At 46.1% G+C, this 15,548-nt stretch carries 16 protein-coding genes; 11 read left to right on the top strand and 5 right to left on the bottom strand.

Translation table 11 applies throughout. The features are described 5' to 3' along the window. The first annotated feature begins 249 nt into the window (after positions 1 to 249). From HWY38_RS02375 to HWY38_RS02340, 8 genes are all read left to right on the top strand, one after another. On the top strand, positions 250 to 1,662 hold the full coding sequence (locus HWY38_RS02375; RefSeq protein ID WP_163113485.1) for an NlpC/P60 family protein: 1,413 nt from the start codon (positions 250 to 252) through the stop codon (positions 1,660 to 1,662). 206 nt (positions 1,663 to 1,868) lie between these two features. Next, a complete protein-coding gene (gene trxB, locus HWY38_RS02370) occupies positions 1,869 to 2,819 on the top strand; it encodes a thioredoxin-disulfide reductase (RefSeq protein ID WP_007407423.1) in 951 nt (316 codons plus the stop codon). Between the two features lie 273 nt (positions 2,820 to 3,092). After that, complete coding sequence (locus tag HWY38_RS02365) at positions 3,093 to 3,560, top strand: 8-oxo-dGTP diphosphatase (RefSeq protein WP_003151491.1); 468 nt, start codon at positions 3,093 to 3,095, stop codon at positions 3,558 to 3,560. Between the two features lie 25 nt (positions 3,561 to 3,585). Beyond that, positions 3,586 to 4,473 (top strand): RNase adapter RapZ, encoded by an 888-nt coding sequence (gene rapZ, locus HWY38_RS02360; RefSeq protein ID WP_007613998.1) that lies wholly within the window; start codon positions 3,586 to 3,588, stop codon positions 4,471 to 4,473. After that, the gene (locus tag HWY38_RS02355) at positions 4,470 to 5,423 is read left to right on the top strand and encodes a uridine diphosphate-N-acetylglucosamine-binding protein YvcK (RefSeq protein ID WP_007407422.1); all 954 of its coding nucleotides are present in this window, start codon (positions 4,470 to 4,472) and stop codon (positions 5,421 to 5,423) included. The genes rapZ and HWY38_RS02355 overlap by 4 nt, the downstream gene beginning before the upstream one ends. Before the next feature lie 26 nt (positions 5,424 to 5,449). After that, positions 5,450 to 6,400: a DNA-binding protein WhiA gene (whiA, locus tag HWY38_RS02350; RefSeq protein ID WP_007407421.1), complete on the top strand. Its 951-nt coding sequence runs from the start codon at positions 5,450 to 5,452 to the stop codon at positions 6,398 to 6,400. 23 nt (positions 6,401 to 6,423) lie between these two features. Continuing rightward, on the top strand, positions 6,424 to 6,681 hold the full coding sequence (locus HWY38_RS02345; protein ID WP_003151495.1) for an HPr family phosphocarrier protein: 258 nt from the start codon (positions 6,424 to 6,426) through the stop codon (positions 6,679 to 6,681). Positions 6,682 to 6,705: 24 nt separating this feature from the next. Then, a complete protein-coding gene (locus tag HWY38_RS02340) occupies positions 6,706 to 7,452 on the top strand; it encodes an arylamine N-acetyltransferase family protein (RefSeq protein WP_073982114.1) in 747 nt (248 codons plus the stop codon). Between the two features lie 61 nt (positions 7,453 to 7,513). On the opposite strand, the gene HWY38_RS02335 is transcribed toward HWY38_RS02340, so the two are convergent. Together HWY38_RS02335 and HWY38_RS02330 are read right to left on the bottom strand one after the other, a co-directional pair. Then, a complete protein-coding gene (locus tag HWY38_RS02335; RefSeq protein WP_223204413.1) occupies positions 7,514 to 7,903 on the bottom strand; it encodes a ribonuclease in 390 nt (129 codons plus the stop codon). A 203-nt stretch (positions 7,904 to 8,106) separates the two neighbouring features. Beyond that, positions 8,107 to 9,072 (bottom strand): 2-hydroxyacid dehydrogenase, encoded by a 966-nt coding sequence (locus HWY38_RS02330; protein ID WP_088461719.1) that lies wholly within the window; start codon positions 9,070 to 9,072, stop codon positions 8,107 to 8,109. Between the two features lie 400 nt (positions 9,073 to 9,472). Between HWY38_RS02330 and HWY38_RS02325 the strand changes: the two genes are divergently transcribed. Both HWY38_RS02325 and HWY38_RS02320 read left to right on the top strand, forming a co-directional pair. Next, positions 9,473 to 10,054, top strand: a complete 582-nt coding sequence (locus HWY38_RS02325; RefSeq protein ID WP_003151503.1) for a beta-class carbonic anhydrase — start codon at positions 9,473 to 9,475, stop codon at positions 10,052 to 10,054. Between the two features lie 2 nt (positions 10,055 to 10,056). Further along, a complete protein-coding gene (locus HWY38_RS02320) occupies positions 10,057 to 11,646 on the top strand; it encodes a SulP family inorganic anion transporter (RefSeq protein WP_029325817.1) in 1,590 nt (529 codons plus the stop codon). A 44-nt stretch (positions 11,647 to 11,690) separates the two neighbouring features. Here the strand turns inward: HWY38_RS02320 and HWY38_RS02315 are convergent, their stop codons facing one another. Continuing rightward, positions 11,691 to 12,011: a MazG nucleotide pyrophosphohydrolase domain-containing protein gene (locus tag HWY38_RS02315; RefSeq protein ID WP_014418960.1), complete on the bottom strand. Its 321-nt coding sequence runs from the start codon at positions 12,009 to 12,011 to the stop codon at positions 11,691 to 11,693. Between the two features lie 115 nt (positions 12,012 to 12,126). Between HWY38_RS02315 and HWY38_RS02310 the strand changes: the two genes are divergently transcribed. Further along, a complete protein-coding gene (locus tag HWY38_RS02310) occupies positions 12,127 to 12,702 on the top strand; it encodes a TIGR00730 family Rossman fold protein (RefSeq protein WP_150941445.1) in 576 nt (191 codons plus the stop codon). A gap of 195 nt (positions 12,703 to 12,897) precedes the next feature. Here HWY38_RS02310 and HWY38_RS02305 read toward each other — a convergent pair whose 3' ends face one another. Continuing rightward, the gene (locus HWY38_RS02305) at positions 12,898 to 14,274 is read right to left on the bottom strand and encodes an MFS transporter (RefSeq protein WP_224181184.1); all 1,377 of its coding nucleotides are present in this window, start codon (positions 14,272 to 14,274) and stop codon (positions 12,898 to 12,900) included. Positions 14,275 to 14,317: 43 nt separating this feature from the next. Further along, positions 14,318 to 15,448 carry a 2-methylaconitate cis-trans isomerase PrpF family protein gene (locus tag HWY38_RS02300; RefSeq protein WP_038459974.1) on the bottom strand — a complete coding sequence of 377 codons (1,131 nt, stop codon included), beginning with the start codon at positions 15,446 to 15,448 and terminating at the stop codon, positions 14,318 to 14,320. Positions 15,449 to 15,548: the final 100 nt, after the last annotated feature.

The following is a 15,548-nucleotide window of genomic DNA, read 5'->3' as shown; positions in this document are numbered from 1 at the left end:
TATGAGATTTGCAATCACATTGAAATATAACTGTAATAAAAATTGTCGAAACATGATGGTATAATGAGTCTCGTACATAAGAGATTAGTTTATTTTACATGTGCTGTATAATCTATACCAATTTAAAAGATTTAAAGATTCATACATAAAAATCATCAGCCTCACGGGTTTGTGAGGGAGCGTAACTTTGATGTTCATAATAGAATTCCAAATGAGAACAGGTTTAAAGTAAAAGGGAGGAAAGAAAAAGTGAAAAAGAGTTTATTAACACTTGGTTTGGCTTCCGTCATCGGGACAAGCAGTTTTTTGATCCCGTTTACAAAAACTGCATCGGCGGAAACATTAGACAGCAAAAAAGCAAAAATCGAAAGCAAGCAATCTGAGGTGGCTTCAAGCCTTGAAGCAAAAGAAAGAGAATTGTCTAAGCTTCAGGACAAGCAGGCTAAGATTGAAAAAGAACTGAAAGACATTAACGCTAAAGCGTTGGATACAAGCAATAAAATCGAAGATAAAAAAGCTGAAAACGAAAAAACGAAAAAGCAGATCGCTGATTTGAAAAAAGAAATCAAAGAAACAGAAGCGCGTATTGAAAAACGCAATGAAATCCTGAAAAAACGCGTTCGTTCTTTACAGGAAAACGGCGGTTCTCAAGGATACATAGATGTTCTTTTAGGGGCGACAAGCTTCGGAGACTTCATTTCCCGTGCGACTGCGGTATCTTCTATCGTTGATGCGGATAAAGACCTGATCAAACAGCAGGAGCAGGATAAAGCGAAACTCGAAGACGCAGAAGCTGAACTTAACGTGAAGCTGAAAAAAGTTCAAGATGATCTTGCGAAACTCGAGTCTATGCAAAAAGACCTGAACAAACAGCTTGATCAGAAAGACAAGCTTTTCGACGAAGCGAAAAACGGCCAGAAAAAAGCGGCTTCCGCTATCTCTGATCTGAAAAAAGAAGCATCAAAGCTTGCAAACGAAAAAGCTGACACTGAAAAAGAACAGAAGCGCATTAAAGCTGAGCAGGCTGCAGCGGCTGCCCTGATCAAAAAACAGGAAGAAGCGCAAAAAGCTTCTGAAGACCAAAACCAAAAAGATGACAGCCAGCCGGCACCGGCGGTTAAAACTGTGAAAAAAGCGGCTGTTTCAACATCATCTGATTCATCTGACAGCTCAAGCAAACCGAAGAGCACTTCAGGCGGATCATCTCATAACAGCGGCGGTTCAGATGATTCTGACGGCGGATCTGTTATTTCAAATTCAGGCGGTATTGAAGGCGCCATCAGCGTAGGATCAAGCCTTGTGGGTCAATCCCCGTACAAATTCGGCGGCGGACGCACTCAATCTGATATTAACAACCGTATTTTTGACTGCTCTTCATTCGTACGCTGGGCTTATGCTAACGCAGGCGTTAACCTCGGACCTGCAAGCGGCACAAACACAGATACATTAATCGGAAGAGGTAAAGCAGTAAGCGCGTCTGACATGAAACGCGGAGACTTAGTATTCTTCAACACGTATAAAACAAACGGCCACGTCGGCATCTACTTAGGTAACGGAACGTTCCTGAACGATAATACATCACACGGTGTATCCATTGATTCTATGAGCAACCCTTACTGGAAGAAAGCATTCAACGGCAATGTAAGACGTGTCGTGCAATAATGAATAAGACAAGGGCCTTCTATCCCGGAAGGCTCTTTCTTTATTTGTATACCCGCTCAGGAGCTGCCTAATCACGGTTTTTCAGAAAAATGAGCAAAAAAATAGCGAATTGCCTTCAGATTTAATAGGATATGGGTAAGGAATACGATTGATGGGGATTCTTAGTCATATAGGGTGCGCCCCATTTCGAAAAGGAGTGAATCATGGTGTCAGAAGAAAAAATTTATGATGTGATCATTATCGGCGCGGGTCCGGCGGGGATGACCGCTGCTGTTTACACATCACGAGCGAACTTATCCACATTAATGATCGAAAGAGGAATTCCGGGCGGCCAGATGGCCAACACGGAGGATGTTGAAAACTATCCGGGTTTTGAAAGCATTCTCGGCCCTGAACTTTCTAATAAAATGTTTGAACATGCGAAAAAATTCGGTGCGGAATATGCGTACGGCGATATTAAAGAAATCGTTGACGGCAAAGAATATAAAACGGTCAAAGCCGGTTCAAAAGAATATAAAGCGCGCGCCATCGTCATTTCTGCCGGAGCGGAATACAAAAAGATCGGCGTTCCCGGCGAAAAAGAACTGGGCGGCCGCGGCGTATCGTACTGCGCGGTTTGTGACGGCGCGTTCTTTAAAAATAAAGAGCTTGTCGTTGTCGGCGGCGGAGACTCCGCCGTTGAAGAAGGCGTCTATCTGACACGTTTCGCTTCAAAAGTCACCATCGTTCACAGACGTGACAAATTGCGTGCGCAAAGCATTCTTCAGGCGCGTGCCTTTGACAATGAGAAAATTGACTTCAAATGGAACAAAACCGTAAAAGAAATCCATGAGGAAAACGGAAAAGTCGGCAGGCTTACTCTTGTGGATACCGTGACGGGAGAAGAGGAAGAATTCAAAGCTGACGGCGTCTTTATTTATATCGGTATGCTTCCGCTTTCTAAACCGTTCGAGAACTTGGGCATCACAAATGAAGAAGGCTACATTGAAACAAACGCTCAAATGGAGACAAAAGTTCCAGGCATTTTCGCCGCGGGAGACATCCGTGAAAAAACGCTCCGCCAGATCGTAACGGCTACAGGCGACGGAAGTATTGCGGCTCAAAGCGTTCAGCATTATGTGGAAGAGCTTGAGGAAACGCTCAAAACCGTTAAATAATCACTGTAATGTTCAGTTTTTGAATCGTTACTGTGTTTTAATTACGCTGTAACACGGGTGAAATACTGATGTTTTAAGATGAATGTAGTAATTGACCCCCTTTTTAATGAATACACTTTGGCACGGATTCCAGTATCCGTGCCCTTTTTTTGCGATTTTCTGTTTTCTGTCAAATAAAAGAAAAGGATGTCGGTGTCTCAGCATTGTGAGAGACATGCCGAAACGGTATAATGAAGAGACGATGATTTGTTGAGAAGGTTAGGTGACGTACTTGTGCAAAGAGTGACAAATTGTGTGCTGCAGACAGATGATCAGGTTCTCCTTCTCCAAAAGCCGAGACGGGGCTGGTGGGTCGCGCCCGGCGGGAAGATGGAAAGCGGCGAGTCCGTCAGAGATTCCGTCATCAGAGAGTACAGAGAAGAGACGGGCATTTATATACTAAATCCGCAGTTAAAAGGCGTGTTTACCTTTATTATTAAGGAACAGGAACAAATCGTGTCAGAGTGGATGATGTTTACTTTCGTCGCCGACTCCTACACGGGGCGGAATGTCGCTGAATCAGAGGAAGGCGTTCTGAAGTGGCATGACGTAAAAGATATCCACAGCCTTCCGATGGCCCCCGGAGACGGGCATATCCTTGATTTTATGATCAAGGGCCAAGGGCTTTTGCACGGCACCTTTACGTATACGCCGGACTTCGAGCTGCTCAGCTATCGTTTAGATCCGCAGCTTATCAAATAAAAGAAAGACCGCAGGGGGGAGAAAGATGAGTATGAATGAAAACCATGATATTCAGCTCGTCATCATTACGGGAATGTCTGGAGCGGGGAAAACCGTCGCCATTCAAAGCTTTGAGGATCTCGGCTATTTTTGCGTCGACAATCTGCCGCCTTCCTTGCTGCCGAAATTTTTGGAGCTGATGAAAGAATCAAGTTCAAAAATGAGCAAGGTCGCGCTTGTCATGGATCTGCGGGGACGTGAATTTTTTGACAGGCTGATTGAGGCGCTGGATGAAATGGCGGAAAATCCGTGGATTACACCGCGCATTCTCTTTTTAGACGCTAAGGATTCCATCCTTGTGACGAGATACAAAGAAACGAGGCGTTCTCACCCGCTGGCCGCTACCGGGCTTCCTCTCGAAGGAATCGCGCTGGAACGCCAGCTGCTTGAAGAATTGAAAGGGCGCTCTCAGCTGATCTATGACACATCGGATATGAAACCGCGTGATCTGCGTGAAAAAATCGTGGCGCATTTCGCCACGAACCAAGGTGAAACATTTACAGTGAACGTAATGTCATTCGGGTTCAAATACGGGCTTCCGATAGATGCCGACCTCGTGTTTGATGTAAGGTTTCTGCCGAATCCGTTCTACATTGAAAGCATGAGGCCGCTTACGGGGAAAGATGAGGAAGTGTCATCTTATGTGATGAAGTGGAACGAAACACAAAAGTTTATTGAAAAGCTTGTTGATCTGCTCGGCTTTATGCTTCCGTCTTATAAGCGGGAAGGTAAAAGCCAGCTTGTCATCGCGATCGGCTGTACGGGCGGCCAGCACCGCTCCGTCACGCTCGCTGAGTATTTGGCTGACTATTTTAAAAAAGATTACTATACTCATGTCACTCACCGGGACATTGAAAAGAGAAGCCGGAAATGAATAAGAAGCCGAAAATCGCAATCTTCGGCGGCGGAACGGGTCTGTCCGTGCTGCTTCGGGGGTTAAAGCATAAGCCCGTTGATATTACGGCGATTGTGACAGTTGCTGATGACGGCGGAAGTTCAGGCCGTCTGCGGGATGAACTTCAAATTCCGCCGCCGGGTGACATCCGTAACGTACTGGCTGCTTTGTCAGATGTTGAGCCGCTCGTTGAAAATCTGTTTCAGCACCGTTTCAACAAAGGAAGCGACTTAACCGGACATTCGCTCGGCAATTTGATTTTGGCAGCGATGACAAATATAACCGGTGATTTCTTTCACGCTGTCACCGAAATGAGCAAGGTGCTGAATGTCCGCGGCAGAGTGCTGCCGGCTGCCAACACCAGTGTCGTTCTTCACGCTGAAATGGAGGACGGGCAGGTCGTCTCCGGAGAATCGACAATCCCTTCTTACGGCCAGCGGATTAAACGGGTGTTTCTTACACCTGAAAAAATTGATCCGCTCCCGGAAACGATTGACGTCATCCGTCAGGCCGATTTAATCATTATCGGTCCGGGGAGCCTGTACACAAGCATTCTTCCGAATCTGCTCGTACCGAAAATCGGAGAGGAAGTCGTCAAGGCTGCGGCCAAAAAAGTATATATATGCAACGTTATGACACAGCCCGGAGAGACGCTGCAATACAGTGCGGCCGACCATGTCAAGGCGCTGAACGATCATATGGAGCAGCCGTTTATCGACACGATCTTAATCAACAATGAGGAGATCCCTGACGAAATCAAAAGCAAATATGCGAAAGAGCTGGCCCGGCCCGTCGACTTCAATGTTGAAAAGCTGAAATCCATGGGGCTTGAGGTCATCAGGGATCAGATTATCACGTATAAAAATGGCGTAATCCGTCACGATACACATAAAGTGGCTTCTCTTCTTGTCGATTTATTAAGGGACTAGAGGCCTTTTGAAATGAGGTGGCTAATATGTCATTTGCATCGGAAACAAAAAAAGAACTGACGAATCTGGAAGTGAAGGACTGCTGCGCCAAGGCGGAGCTGTCCGCGCTGATTCGGATGAACGGTTCCCTGTCATTTTCAAACCGCCATCTCGTGCTTGACGTTCAAACCGAAAATGCGGCGATTGCCCGCCGCATTTATACATTGCTGAAGAAACAATATGATGTATCGGTCGAACTGTTAGTCAGAAAAAAAATGCGGCTGAAAAAAAACAATGTTTATATTGTGCGATTTTCTGAAAATGCAAAGCTGATTTTAGAGGAATTGAAAATCCTCGGAGAGAACTTTGTATTTGAACGGAATATTTCTGAGGAACTGGTGGCGAAACGCTGCTGCAAACGTTCTTATATGAGAGGGGCGTTTTTGGCGGGGGGATCTGTGAATAATCCTGAAACATCGTCGTACCACTTGGAAATCTTCTCGCTTTATAAGGAACATAACGATTCATTATGCGCGCTGCTGAATGAATTTCATCTGAACAGCAAAACGCTTGAACGGAAAAAAGGCTATATTACGTATTTAAAAGAGGCGGAAAAAATCACTGAATTTCTGAATGTCATCGGCGCTCACAATTCACTGCTGCGCTTTGAAGATGTGCGGATTGTCAGAGATATGAGAAACTCAGTGAACCGCCTCGTCAATTGTGAAACAGCAAACTTAAACAAAACCATCGGGGCTTCGCTCAGACAGGTGGAAAATATTAAATACATTGATGAACGGATCGGTCTTGAAGCGCTGCCGGAAAAGCTTCGCGAAATTGCGCAGCTGCGGATTGATTATCAGGAGGTCACGCTGAAAGAACTGGGGGAAATGGTTGCAAGCGGGAAAATCAGCAAATCCGGCATCAATCACAGGCTGAGAAAGCTCGATGAAATCGCAGAACAGCTGCGTACAGGACAAAGCATCACTTTGAAATAACCGTACAGAAAAGGGGAGATCTTATGGTTCAGGGGAAAGTGGAAGTGCGTTTAAAGACGGGATTGCAGGCGCGCCCCGCTGCATTGTTTGTACAGGAGGCAAATCGCTTTGCATCAGATGTGTTTCTTGAGAAAAACGGCAAGAAAGTGAATGCCAAAAGTATTATGGGATTAATGAGCCTGGCGGTCAGCACGGGGACGGAAGTCACTCTGATCGCTGAAGGCGATGATGAAAAGGAAGCGCTGGAAAAGTTGTCCGCTTATGTGCAGGAAGAAGTGTAAACACTTTGTAAGGGGGACGGAACGATGAATGAGTTTCTGAAAGATTGTTATCAAACGATAGGCTGGGAAAAGGATTCCCTCGATTTCAGCAACCTGCCGGAGTTTTTAAAGGCGCTCGCGTATCGGTTTCCGTTTGAAAATCGCGCGGTTCTGTCCAAAAAAGAATATGACGTCACGAAAGAAGGACTGTGGCGGCACATGGTGAAGGAACCTCACGGCGGCCTTTGTTATGACTTGAACGGACTGCTTTATTTCATCCTGAAAGATGCCGGATTTGATGTCAAATTGATCCGCGGAACGGTCTGGAAAAACGGCTGGGCTCTGCCCGGCACACATGCGGCCGTACTTCTTTCCGCCGGGGAGAATGAGTACATCGCTGATGCAGGCTTCGGCCTCAATCTCGCCATGCAGCCTGTGCCGATGTCGGGAGACGAGACGGTATCAGCGGCCGGAGCGTTCCGCGTGAGGATAGAAGAGACGGAATTCGGAACATACCTGCTTGAAATGAACAAAGGGGACGGCTGGCAGACAGGTTACGCATTTTCGCTTGAAGAAATCGATGAAAAGGACCTCAAGTCTATGAAACAAACAATCTTTGAACATGAACGCTCTCCTTTCAACAAACGCCTGCTTGCTTCTAAGCGGACACCGGAAGGGCACATGGTTCTGTCTGAACGCAATATAACAATAAAAAAACACGACGGCACGGCGGAAAACAGCAGAATAGACCGGTCAGAGTTTGAAGAAAAATTTACTGCTCATTTTATATGAAGCTCGCAGGTTCTCTGTGAAAAAAAACGGCCTCCGCAGGGAAGCCGTTTTTTGTATGTGTTTATCTCATTTTTGTAAAGGTTTTATAATGATCTGTCGTCTTATAAATCAGCCAGTCGCTTGAGTAAAGAATCCGGTCTGAATTTCTGAAGCCTGATGTATAGTTAATATCCGCTTCACGCCACGTCCGTCCGCTTTTGGCAGGGAGTTTGCCTTCCCTGTTTGAGAAGATGTCTCCGCCGATGCTTTTCCCCGGAGCGACGTCTGCAAGATTCCCCTTTGATGCAACCCAGCCGAGGGCCTGCGCTTCTGACTTTGTAATGTAATTATCAGGAAGCTTATGATAGGTCTGAAGATAATCCGCAACCCCGTCAAAAGTGTTGATAACCTGTGCTTCAGTGTGCGCCTTGTGAGAAGATGTATCCGTCTTGGCAGCCGTGGAAAACAGCATCCCCGCCGCGGAGAACAGCACCAGCAAACAAACGGAAATCCACGATAATCGTTTTTTCAAAGCAATACCTCCCATTTTTATCATGTGAAGCTGATTCCTTTTCATTGTATCAGCATCGAGAGAAAGGAATAGAAAGAATTTAAAAATAGAACTTTTGATCTAGCGAAAAATAAACCCCGGCTGAACGGCCGGGATTTTTCATCTCATTGAAATTCCTTCGTGAGGTTTTTCGGCGTTTTTCCGTATACGGCGTCAATCATGTTTTGTGCGGCTTGCTTGAACATATTCAAGCGGATTTTTGCCGTTGCTGACCCGATATGCGGAAGCAAGGTGACGTTTTCCAGCTGCAGGAGCGGATTGTCTTCGGTGATCGGCTCTTTTTCAAACACATCTAAACCGGCGCCTTTTATCCAGCCCTCCTGCAATGCGCGGATGAGCGCTTTCTCATCAACCGTCTTTCCCCGGGAAATATTGACGAAATATGCCGTATCTTTCATCAATTTAAATTCCCGCTCTCCCATCATATGATACGTTTCGTCAGTAAGCGGCGTAATTAAAAGCACAAAGTCTGATGTTTTCAGCAGTGTATCTAAGTCGGCATATGTAACCCCGAGTTCCTTCTCAGCATCCGGTTTTCTGCTGCGGTTATAATACAGCACGTCCATATCGAAGCCGAATTTTGCCCGTTTGGCAGCTTGTTCACCGATTCTGCCCATGCCGATAATTCCTAATGTCTGATGGTGGACATCCATACCGAAAAGAGATTCTTCCTCAACGGTTCCCCATTTGCCGGCGCGGACGAATCGATCCAATTCGGCAACCCGTCTGGCGGAAGACAGGATTAATGAAAAAGCCAGATCAGCGACAGTGTCATCTAAGGTGTACGGCGTATGCGTGCCGACAACCCCGCGTCTTTTCATTTCTTCAATATTAAAATTATCATAGCCGACTGAATTATTGCTGACGACCTTCAGCTTCGGCGCGTGATCCAGCAAATCACTGTCAATCGCCGTTCCGGATGTCAGCAGCCCTTCAGCATCTTTCATTTTTTCGTACAGTTCCTCTTTTGGAATGGTATCTTCTTTCCAGATGTCATAGCGGCAATGCTCGCCTATCATTTGTTCGACTTCCGGCGGTATCGGTTTCGCGATGAATACATAGGGTTTCAACGGGCTTCTCCTCCTTTGTCTTTCTTCTCTATTTTATTATATAAGAGAAGCGGTAACGTGAGAAATATTCAAACGCATTACGATAAATTTCTGGTTCTTTTGAACTTAAAATGAAAGGAAAAGAAATGTACATGCTTGATTTCTCCAAACAATAACAGAATCCGCCTATATTTCTGAAGGCAAAATGAGCGGAACCGCTGTTTTCAAAAGCTTTATAGGTTGGTGTAAAGATAAATTTTATTATTTTTGAAAGATATAAATGAACATAATCTGAATTTACAGTCAAATTATCGTGTCTTTTTTTGAAAGCGCTTTTGAGGCCTTTTTCTGTGCTATAATTCCTTACTGTAAGCTGGGTAAGAAGGCTTGCAATACAATCGGATGGGAGATGAATAGAAAAATGGTTTCTTTATCAAGCATTTTGGAGCACAACCAGCAGTTTGTCCAAGAAAGGAAATATGAACCTTACCAAACGACAAAATTCCCGAAAAAAAAGCTTGTCATCGTATCCTGTATGGATACAAGGCTGACGGAGCTTCTGCCGCAGGCGATGGGACTCAGAAACGGCGATGCCAAAATCATAAAAAACGCGGGAGCCATTGTTTCTCACCCATTTGGAAGTGTCATGCGGAGCATTTTGGTTGCCGTTTATGAACTGCAGGCAGAGGAAGTCTGCATCATAGGTCACCGCGAGTGCGGAATGTCGGGATTGAATGCGGCTTCCATATTAAATAAAGCGAAAGAGCGCGGCGTGGAGGACAAATGTCTCAGCCTCCTGCAGCATGCGGGAGTCGATTTGGAAACATGGCTGACCGGTTTTCACAGCGTCGAAGAAAGCGTGGCCCACAGCGTGAATATGGTCAGGCATCATCCGCTCTTGCCTGAAGAGGTGCCGGTGCACGGGCTGGTGATCGATCCGGGGACGGGGACGCTGGATGTTGTCGTTGACGGTTATGAAACAGTCAAAGGAGGATGCAGCTGACGATGCAATTTACCGGCAGATATCAGGGATATAATTTGCAGAAATTTCAGAAAGACCTAATCGCGGGAATTGTGGTCGGAATTGTAGCGATTCCACTGGGAATGGCCTTTGCCATCGCTTCGGGGGTCGGTCCGGAATACGGGCTTTACACCGTTATTGTGGCCGGAATTCTGATTTCGCTGTTGGGCGGCTCTAAATATCAGATCGGCGGGCCTACGGGGGCGTTTGTTCCCATTTTATTTGCCATTGTGATGCAGTATGGTTTTGAGAATTTACTTGTAGCCGGTTTTATGGCAGGCGTCATGCTCGTCCTGTTTGGCGTATTTAAGCTCGGAAAGATTATGAAATTCGTGCCGAAGCCGGTGATCGTCGGATTTACGGCCGGAATCGCGGTGCTGATTTTCTCGGAGCAGATTGCCCATTTTCTCGGTCTGCGCGATATTCAAAAGCATGAAAGCTTTATCCTCAACATTGCGGAAATCGGAAAGAAGCTCGGAACCTTTAATTTGTACAGCATCCTCATCGCGGGAATTGCTTTGGCCATTTTGCTGTTATCAGCCAGGCTGATGCCGAAGATTCCGGGCGCGCTTGTGGCGCTGCTTGTCTCTACAGCCGCGGCGGTCGTGTTTTTCCCTGACAAAATGGCGACAATCGGTTCTGCTTACGGGGAAATCCCGCGGCAGCTTCCGGCTTTCCAGCTTCCGGATTTCTCAATCGATAACATGATCATGATGTTTCCGTCGGCTCTGATCATTGCGCTTCTCGGCGGACTTGAGTCCATATTATCGGCGATGGTCGCGGACAATATGAAAGGATCACGGCATGACAGCAATAGGGAGCTTGTCGGGCAGGGCATCGCCAATATGGCAGCGCCGCTTTTCGGCGGCATACCGGCAACGGGAGCGATTGCGCGGACCGCAACAAATATTAAAAACGGCGCAGTTTCTCCGATTTCCGGTGTTGTCCACGGAGTCACCGTCCTCCTCGTCCTGCTCGTCTTCGCCCCGCTTGCCGTTCATGTACCGCTGGCAAGCATGGCGCCGGTATTGATGGTGGTGGCTTGGAACATGAGTGAGCGGAGGGAAGTCGCCAATATGATGCGGCTGAAAAACACTGATTCATTCGTACTGGCGGCAACCTTTTTACTGACGGTTCTGTTTGATTTAATCATCGGCGTTTCTGCCGGTCTCGTGCTCGCTTTTGTTTTCTTTATCAGAAAAATGAGCGAATCAACAAGCATCAAAACACCGCATGCCGCTGTCAAATCGGTTAAAAATGATTCGTCCGTCAGCACATATTCCATTGAAGGGCCGCTGTTTTTCGGTTCAATTGATTCACTGGAATCATCGCTGCTGGAGAGGCTTCAGGAAAAGCCGAAGACGCTTATTCTGCTGATGAATAATGTGCATTACATGGATACCTCCGCAGAAGCGGTGTTGGGGAATGTGATGAACCGGATCAAACGGCATAACGGGAGATTGATGATCGTCGGATTGCAATCACAGCCGAGAGAGCTGATCCGGAAGACGGGGCTGTTTCATAAAATCGGGAAACAGCATTTCTTTGAGCATCAGGACGAGATAACAGGATAAATTCAGATACGGCCTGTCCATGAAAAAGCGGACAGGCCGTGTTTTTATTCGGTTTCAAAGCGCTTGATCAGTTTTTCCTGATGGGCTTTCATCGCATCTTCTAACGTGATTCCGTACTTATCGGCAAGGATAGCCAGATTTCCGAGGACGTCACCCATTTCTTCAATCAGCTCCTGCCTGCGTTCAGCCTGGGTCGCGTCCTTTTCATCCGGCCGGTCTCTGCCGATTTCATATGCTCTTACCGCCCGGGCGAGCTCACCCGCCTCTTCCATTAAAAAGCCGATTCTGATAAATGGCCCGTACGCCGTCCATCCTCGTTTTTCATAAAAATCTTTCGTCCATCGTTCTGCTTCAGCCATCTGCATGTGAAACACTCCTTATGTCCTGTATGATTCTTATTGATATTATCATATAGAGATGGGACAATATATAGTGTATTTTGATTTATTGATGTACATATATAGATACGGAGATGAAAAAATGAAAACCATTTGTGTATTTGCGGGGTCAAACCCGGGGGTAAATGAAGAGTACAAACGCAAAGCGGCCGAACTGGGTGAATATATGGCAGAGCAGGGAATTGGCCTTGTTTACGGCGGTTCACGGGTCGGTCTGATGGGAACCGTCGCCGATGCGTTAATGGCAGGCGGCGGAAAAGCTGTCGGTGTCATGCCGAGCGGGCTGTTCAGCGGAGAGGTTGTTCATCAGAATTTGACGGAGCTGATTGAAGTCAGCGGCATGCATGAGCGGAAAGCGAAAATGAGTGAACTTGCCGACGGGTACATTGCCATGCCCGGCGGCTTCGGAACATATGAAGAGTTATTTGAAGTGCTGTGCTGGGCGCAAATCGGCATTCATCAAAAACCGATCGGACTGTACAATGTGAACGGGTATTTTGAGCCGATGATGAAGATGGTCAAGTACAGCATTCAGGAAGGATTTTCGAATGAGTCTCATTTGAAGCTGATACACAGCTCCTCCCGCCCGGATGAGCTGATTGAGCAGATGAATCGGTATACATATCCGGTTTTAGATAAAAAATGGCGGGAATTGTAAGGTGGAGGTCTGAAATATGTTTCGGCGGTTGCATCTAATCCATTCTGACGGAAAATTCTCCGCCTATAGAATACCTTTTCTTTCTGGAAATCGTTTTCTCTTTAAGATGATAAAGAGAATGCTGCTGGGATTGAAAGAAGAACATCCATTTCCTCAGAGGAGATGGATGTTTTGCGGTTTGCAGACTGTATGCGTTTACAACTTTTGTTGCACGAATGTTTCCTCCGATATGAAATCATCCTGCTGCATCTTTTGTTTTTTTGAACTGATTCCAAATATACCGACTGTCAGTGCACAAAGAAACCAGCAGCCTGTAAAGAACAAGAAAACACTTAAAAATCCGTAGCCTGAATACAGGAAACTGACGACAAAGGGACCGGCTACAATCGCAAGACGTCCTACGCCGTAAGTGAGGCCATTTCCAGACGCCCTGGCTTCAACCGGATATAATTCCGGCGTATAAGCATATGCGATCGAACTGAACGTGCGCTCAAACATATGCATGAGAAATCCGCATATGACAATGACCATCGGCAAAGGATTGATGCCGTAAAAGAATCCAAGCGCCATAATAATTAACGATAAAACAGAAATGGCCCACTTTCGATCCACACGGTCAGAGATTTGCGACGCAATGAGAGCGCCCAGCGGGGCACCGATCGTTCCCAGAGTGACGTATACGATAGACTCATCCATTGATACGCCTTCTTTTACCAAAAGGGTGGGAACCCACGTGCCAAAGCCTTGAATTGCAATCGTGGAAGCTGCCCACATCGTCATTAAAACAAAAGTTCTTCCTGCCAAAGGCTTTTGAAATAACGTCCGATATGGAACAGATTTTACAGCGGTTTGTCTGCTTCGCAGAGCCGGAGCTGGTTCAGGCAGTTCACCCTTTTCTTTTTCTGCTTTTGCCTCCAGTTCAAGCAGAATGCGGTGTGCTTGTTCGCTTTTTCCTTTCGTGTCCAGCCATTTCGGTGATTCTTCCAGTTTTCTGGCGATCAGCGGAAAAAAAATACCGACCGCGCCGAATAGAAAGATAAACCGCCAGCCGTAAGAGGCGGACGGCACGACCAATTTAGCCACCCAGCCGGCTGCAGGAATTCCGCATATGCCGATTGTAATACAGATTGCCTGGTATTTACCCTTAGTTGCGGATGGGAAAAATTCGCTGATATACGTGCTTGCCACAATCGTTGTGGCGCCGATACCTAAACTCGTAAGAAATCTAAAAACACCGAGTATTTCTGGGTTCCAAGCCAGAGAAGAGAGGAGAGAGAAGAAAGAGAAAAAAGTGACAACCAGAATTAAACCTTTTTTCCTTCCGAAACGGTCTGAAAACCATCCTCCGGCAGAGGCGCCGATAAACATTCCGAAATAGGAGACAGACGTAATAAAAGCGATGGTATGAGTAGAAATGTTCCATTCCTTTAAAAGTGAAGGCGCCGCATATGAAAACGTATTTAAATCGATAAAATCAAAAAAGTAAGCGAATGAAAGGATAACGAGCACTGTTTGATGGGCCCTTGAAAAAGGCAGTCTGTTTAATCGATTAGACGCATTTACATTGATCATCTCGTATTCCTCCGTTTATCTTTGACTTGTCTGAAGACTGGTATTAACCAATGTGATTCAGCGTATTCAGGTTGTAACTTTGCTTTGTAAACACATAGCCTTCAGAGATTTTTCTTGCTGTGCGTACTACTTTAATCGTTGTTCCATCCGGATCAACCTCTGCCTCGGTTTCTAAAATGCCGCTTGGATGTCCCAATCGAATCGTTCTCCCATAGAATGAAAATTCAGATAATATTGTATCCTGCAATAGCATGCCGGCAGTCGTACAAACCGCCCCTGTAATGGCTAAAGCTTGATGCGGTTTTTGCATGGACATCATACGAATGACAAGATCCATCTCTTCTGCGTGTCTCTTTATTCCTTTTGTATCGATATAATCCGCTGGAGATGAGATTAATGTCAGTTTTGGTACGGCCGGTGATTTTGCAGCAGCCTCATGTCTCGGAGCGAATCTGCATTTCTCGGCTGCAATCGATCGGATCATTTCGAGCTTTTCCAATATATCCGGGGTATATTCATCCGGAAGTTCTAAGCCGGTAAGCCCCGTGTCCTCTGCTTTTACAAAGACAAGCGGATTGGCGTAATCAATAATCGATACCGAGATATTTCCATACGGTGTATCGAGAACATCAATAGGCTGACCAGTGGGAAACAGCTTACCGGTCACCGCTCCTTCAGCCTGGTGAAATGAAAGATAAATAGGAGAAGCTGTACCTGGAACCCCGGGGATAGCGCAGTCCCCCTGGTAATGAAATGTTCCATTTCTGACTTCAACTTCTGCTACGATCACTTTTTGAGTGTTTGTATTTAACATTCTGACTTTTGTAACCGGCTCTTCAGCTTGAACGAGCCCTTTCTCAATAGCATAAGGGCCTACGGCAGAAGAGATATTTCCGCAATTGCCTTTGAAGTCGGTAAAACGGTCAGTCAAACTGACCTGAGCAAACGTATACTCAACATCTGCATCCTTTCTGGCGGATTTCTTAATAATGGCTGCCTTGCTTGTGAGAGAATGGCCGCCGCCGAGACCGTCAATTTGTCTCTCGTCAGGGCTCCCCATAATGTCTAAAAGAAAATCGCTCCATAGGTTTGTATCGTCTGGCATGTCTTTTTGATGAATAAAAACGCCTTTGCTGGTGCCGCCTCTCATGACGGTTACAGGAACTTTTTCCATGCTGTCTCATCCTTACATCATTTTGTGTGGATAAAAAGGTACCGGTCCCTTTGGAAAATATCGTATGATAAATAAGGATTATAAGTAAAACATATAATTT

This window comes from Bacillus sp. KS1 (assembly GCF_020075515.1).
Lineage (GTDB): Bacteria > Bacillota > Bacilli > Bacillales > Bacillaceae > Bacillus > Bacillus velezensis.
This window is presented reverse-complemented; position numbering and strand designations above follow the sequence as displayed.

Coding starts and splice junctions, on each gene's coding strand:
- HWY38_RS02335 (WP_223204413.1), bottom strand. CDS start 7,903: ATGCTGTTTTCCACGGCTGCCAAGACGGATACATCTTCTCACAAGGCG.
- HWY38_RS02345 (WP_003151495.1), top strand. CDS start 6,424: ATGGTTCAGGGGAAAGTGGAAGTGCGTTTAAAGACGGGATTGCAGGCG.
- HWY38_RS02325 (WP_003151503.1), top strand. CDS start 9,473: ATGGTTTCTTTATCAAGCATTTTGGAGCACAACCAGCAGTTTGTCCAA.
- HWY38_RS02340 (WP_073982114.1), top strand. CDS start 6,706: ATGAATGAGTTTCTGAAAGATTGTTATCAAACGATAGGCTGGGAAAAG.
- HWY38_RS02310 (WP_150941445.1), top strand. CDS start 12,127: ATGAAAACCATTTGTGTATTTGCGGGGTCAAACCCGGGGGTAAATGAA.
- HWY38_RS02320 (WP_029325817.1), top strand. CDS start 10,057: ATGCAATTTACCGGCAGATATCAGGGATATAATTTGCAGAAATTTCAG.
- rapZ (WP_007613998.1), top strand. CDS start 3,586: ATGAGTATGAATGAAAACCATGATATTCAGCTCGTCATCATTACGGGA.
- HWY38_RS02300 (WP_038459974.1), bottom strand. CDS start 15,448: ATGGAAAAAGTTCCTGTAACCGTCATGAGAGGCGGCACCAGCAAAGGC.
- HWY38_RS02315 (WP_014418960.1), bottom strand. CDS start 12,011: ATGCAGATGGCTGAAGCAGAACGATGGACGAAAGATTTTTATGAAAAA.
- whiA (WP_007407421.1), top strand. CDS start 5,450: ATGTCATTTGCATCGGAAACAAAAAAAGAACTGACGAATCTGGAAGTG.
- HWY38_RS02305 (WP_224181184.1), bottom strand. CDS start 14,274: ATGATCAATGTAAATGCGTCTAATCGATTAAACAGACTGCCTTTTTCA.
- HWY38_RS02355 (WP_007407422.1), top strand. CDS start 4,470: ATGAATAAGAAGCCGAAAATCGCAATCTTCGGCGGCGGAACGGGTCTG.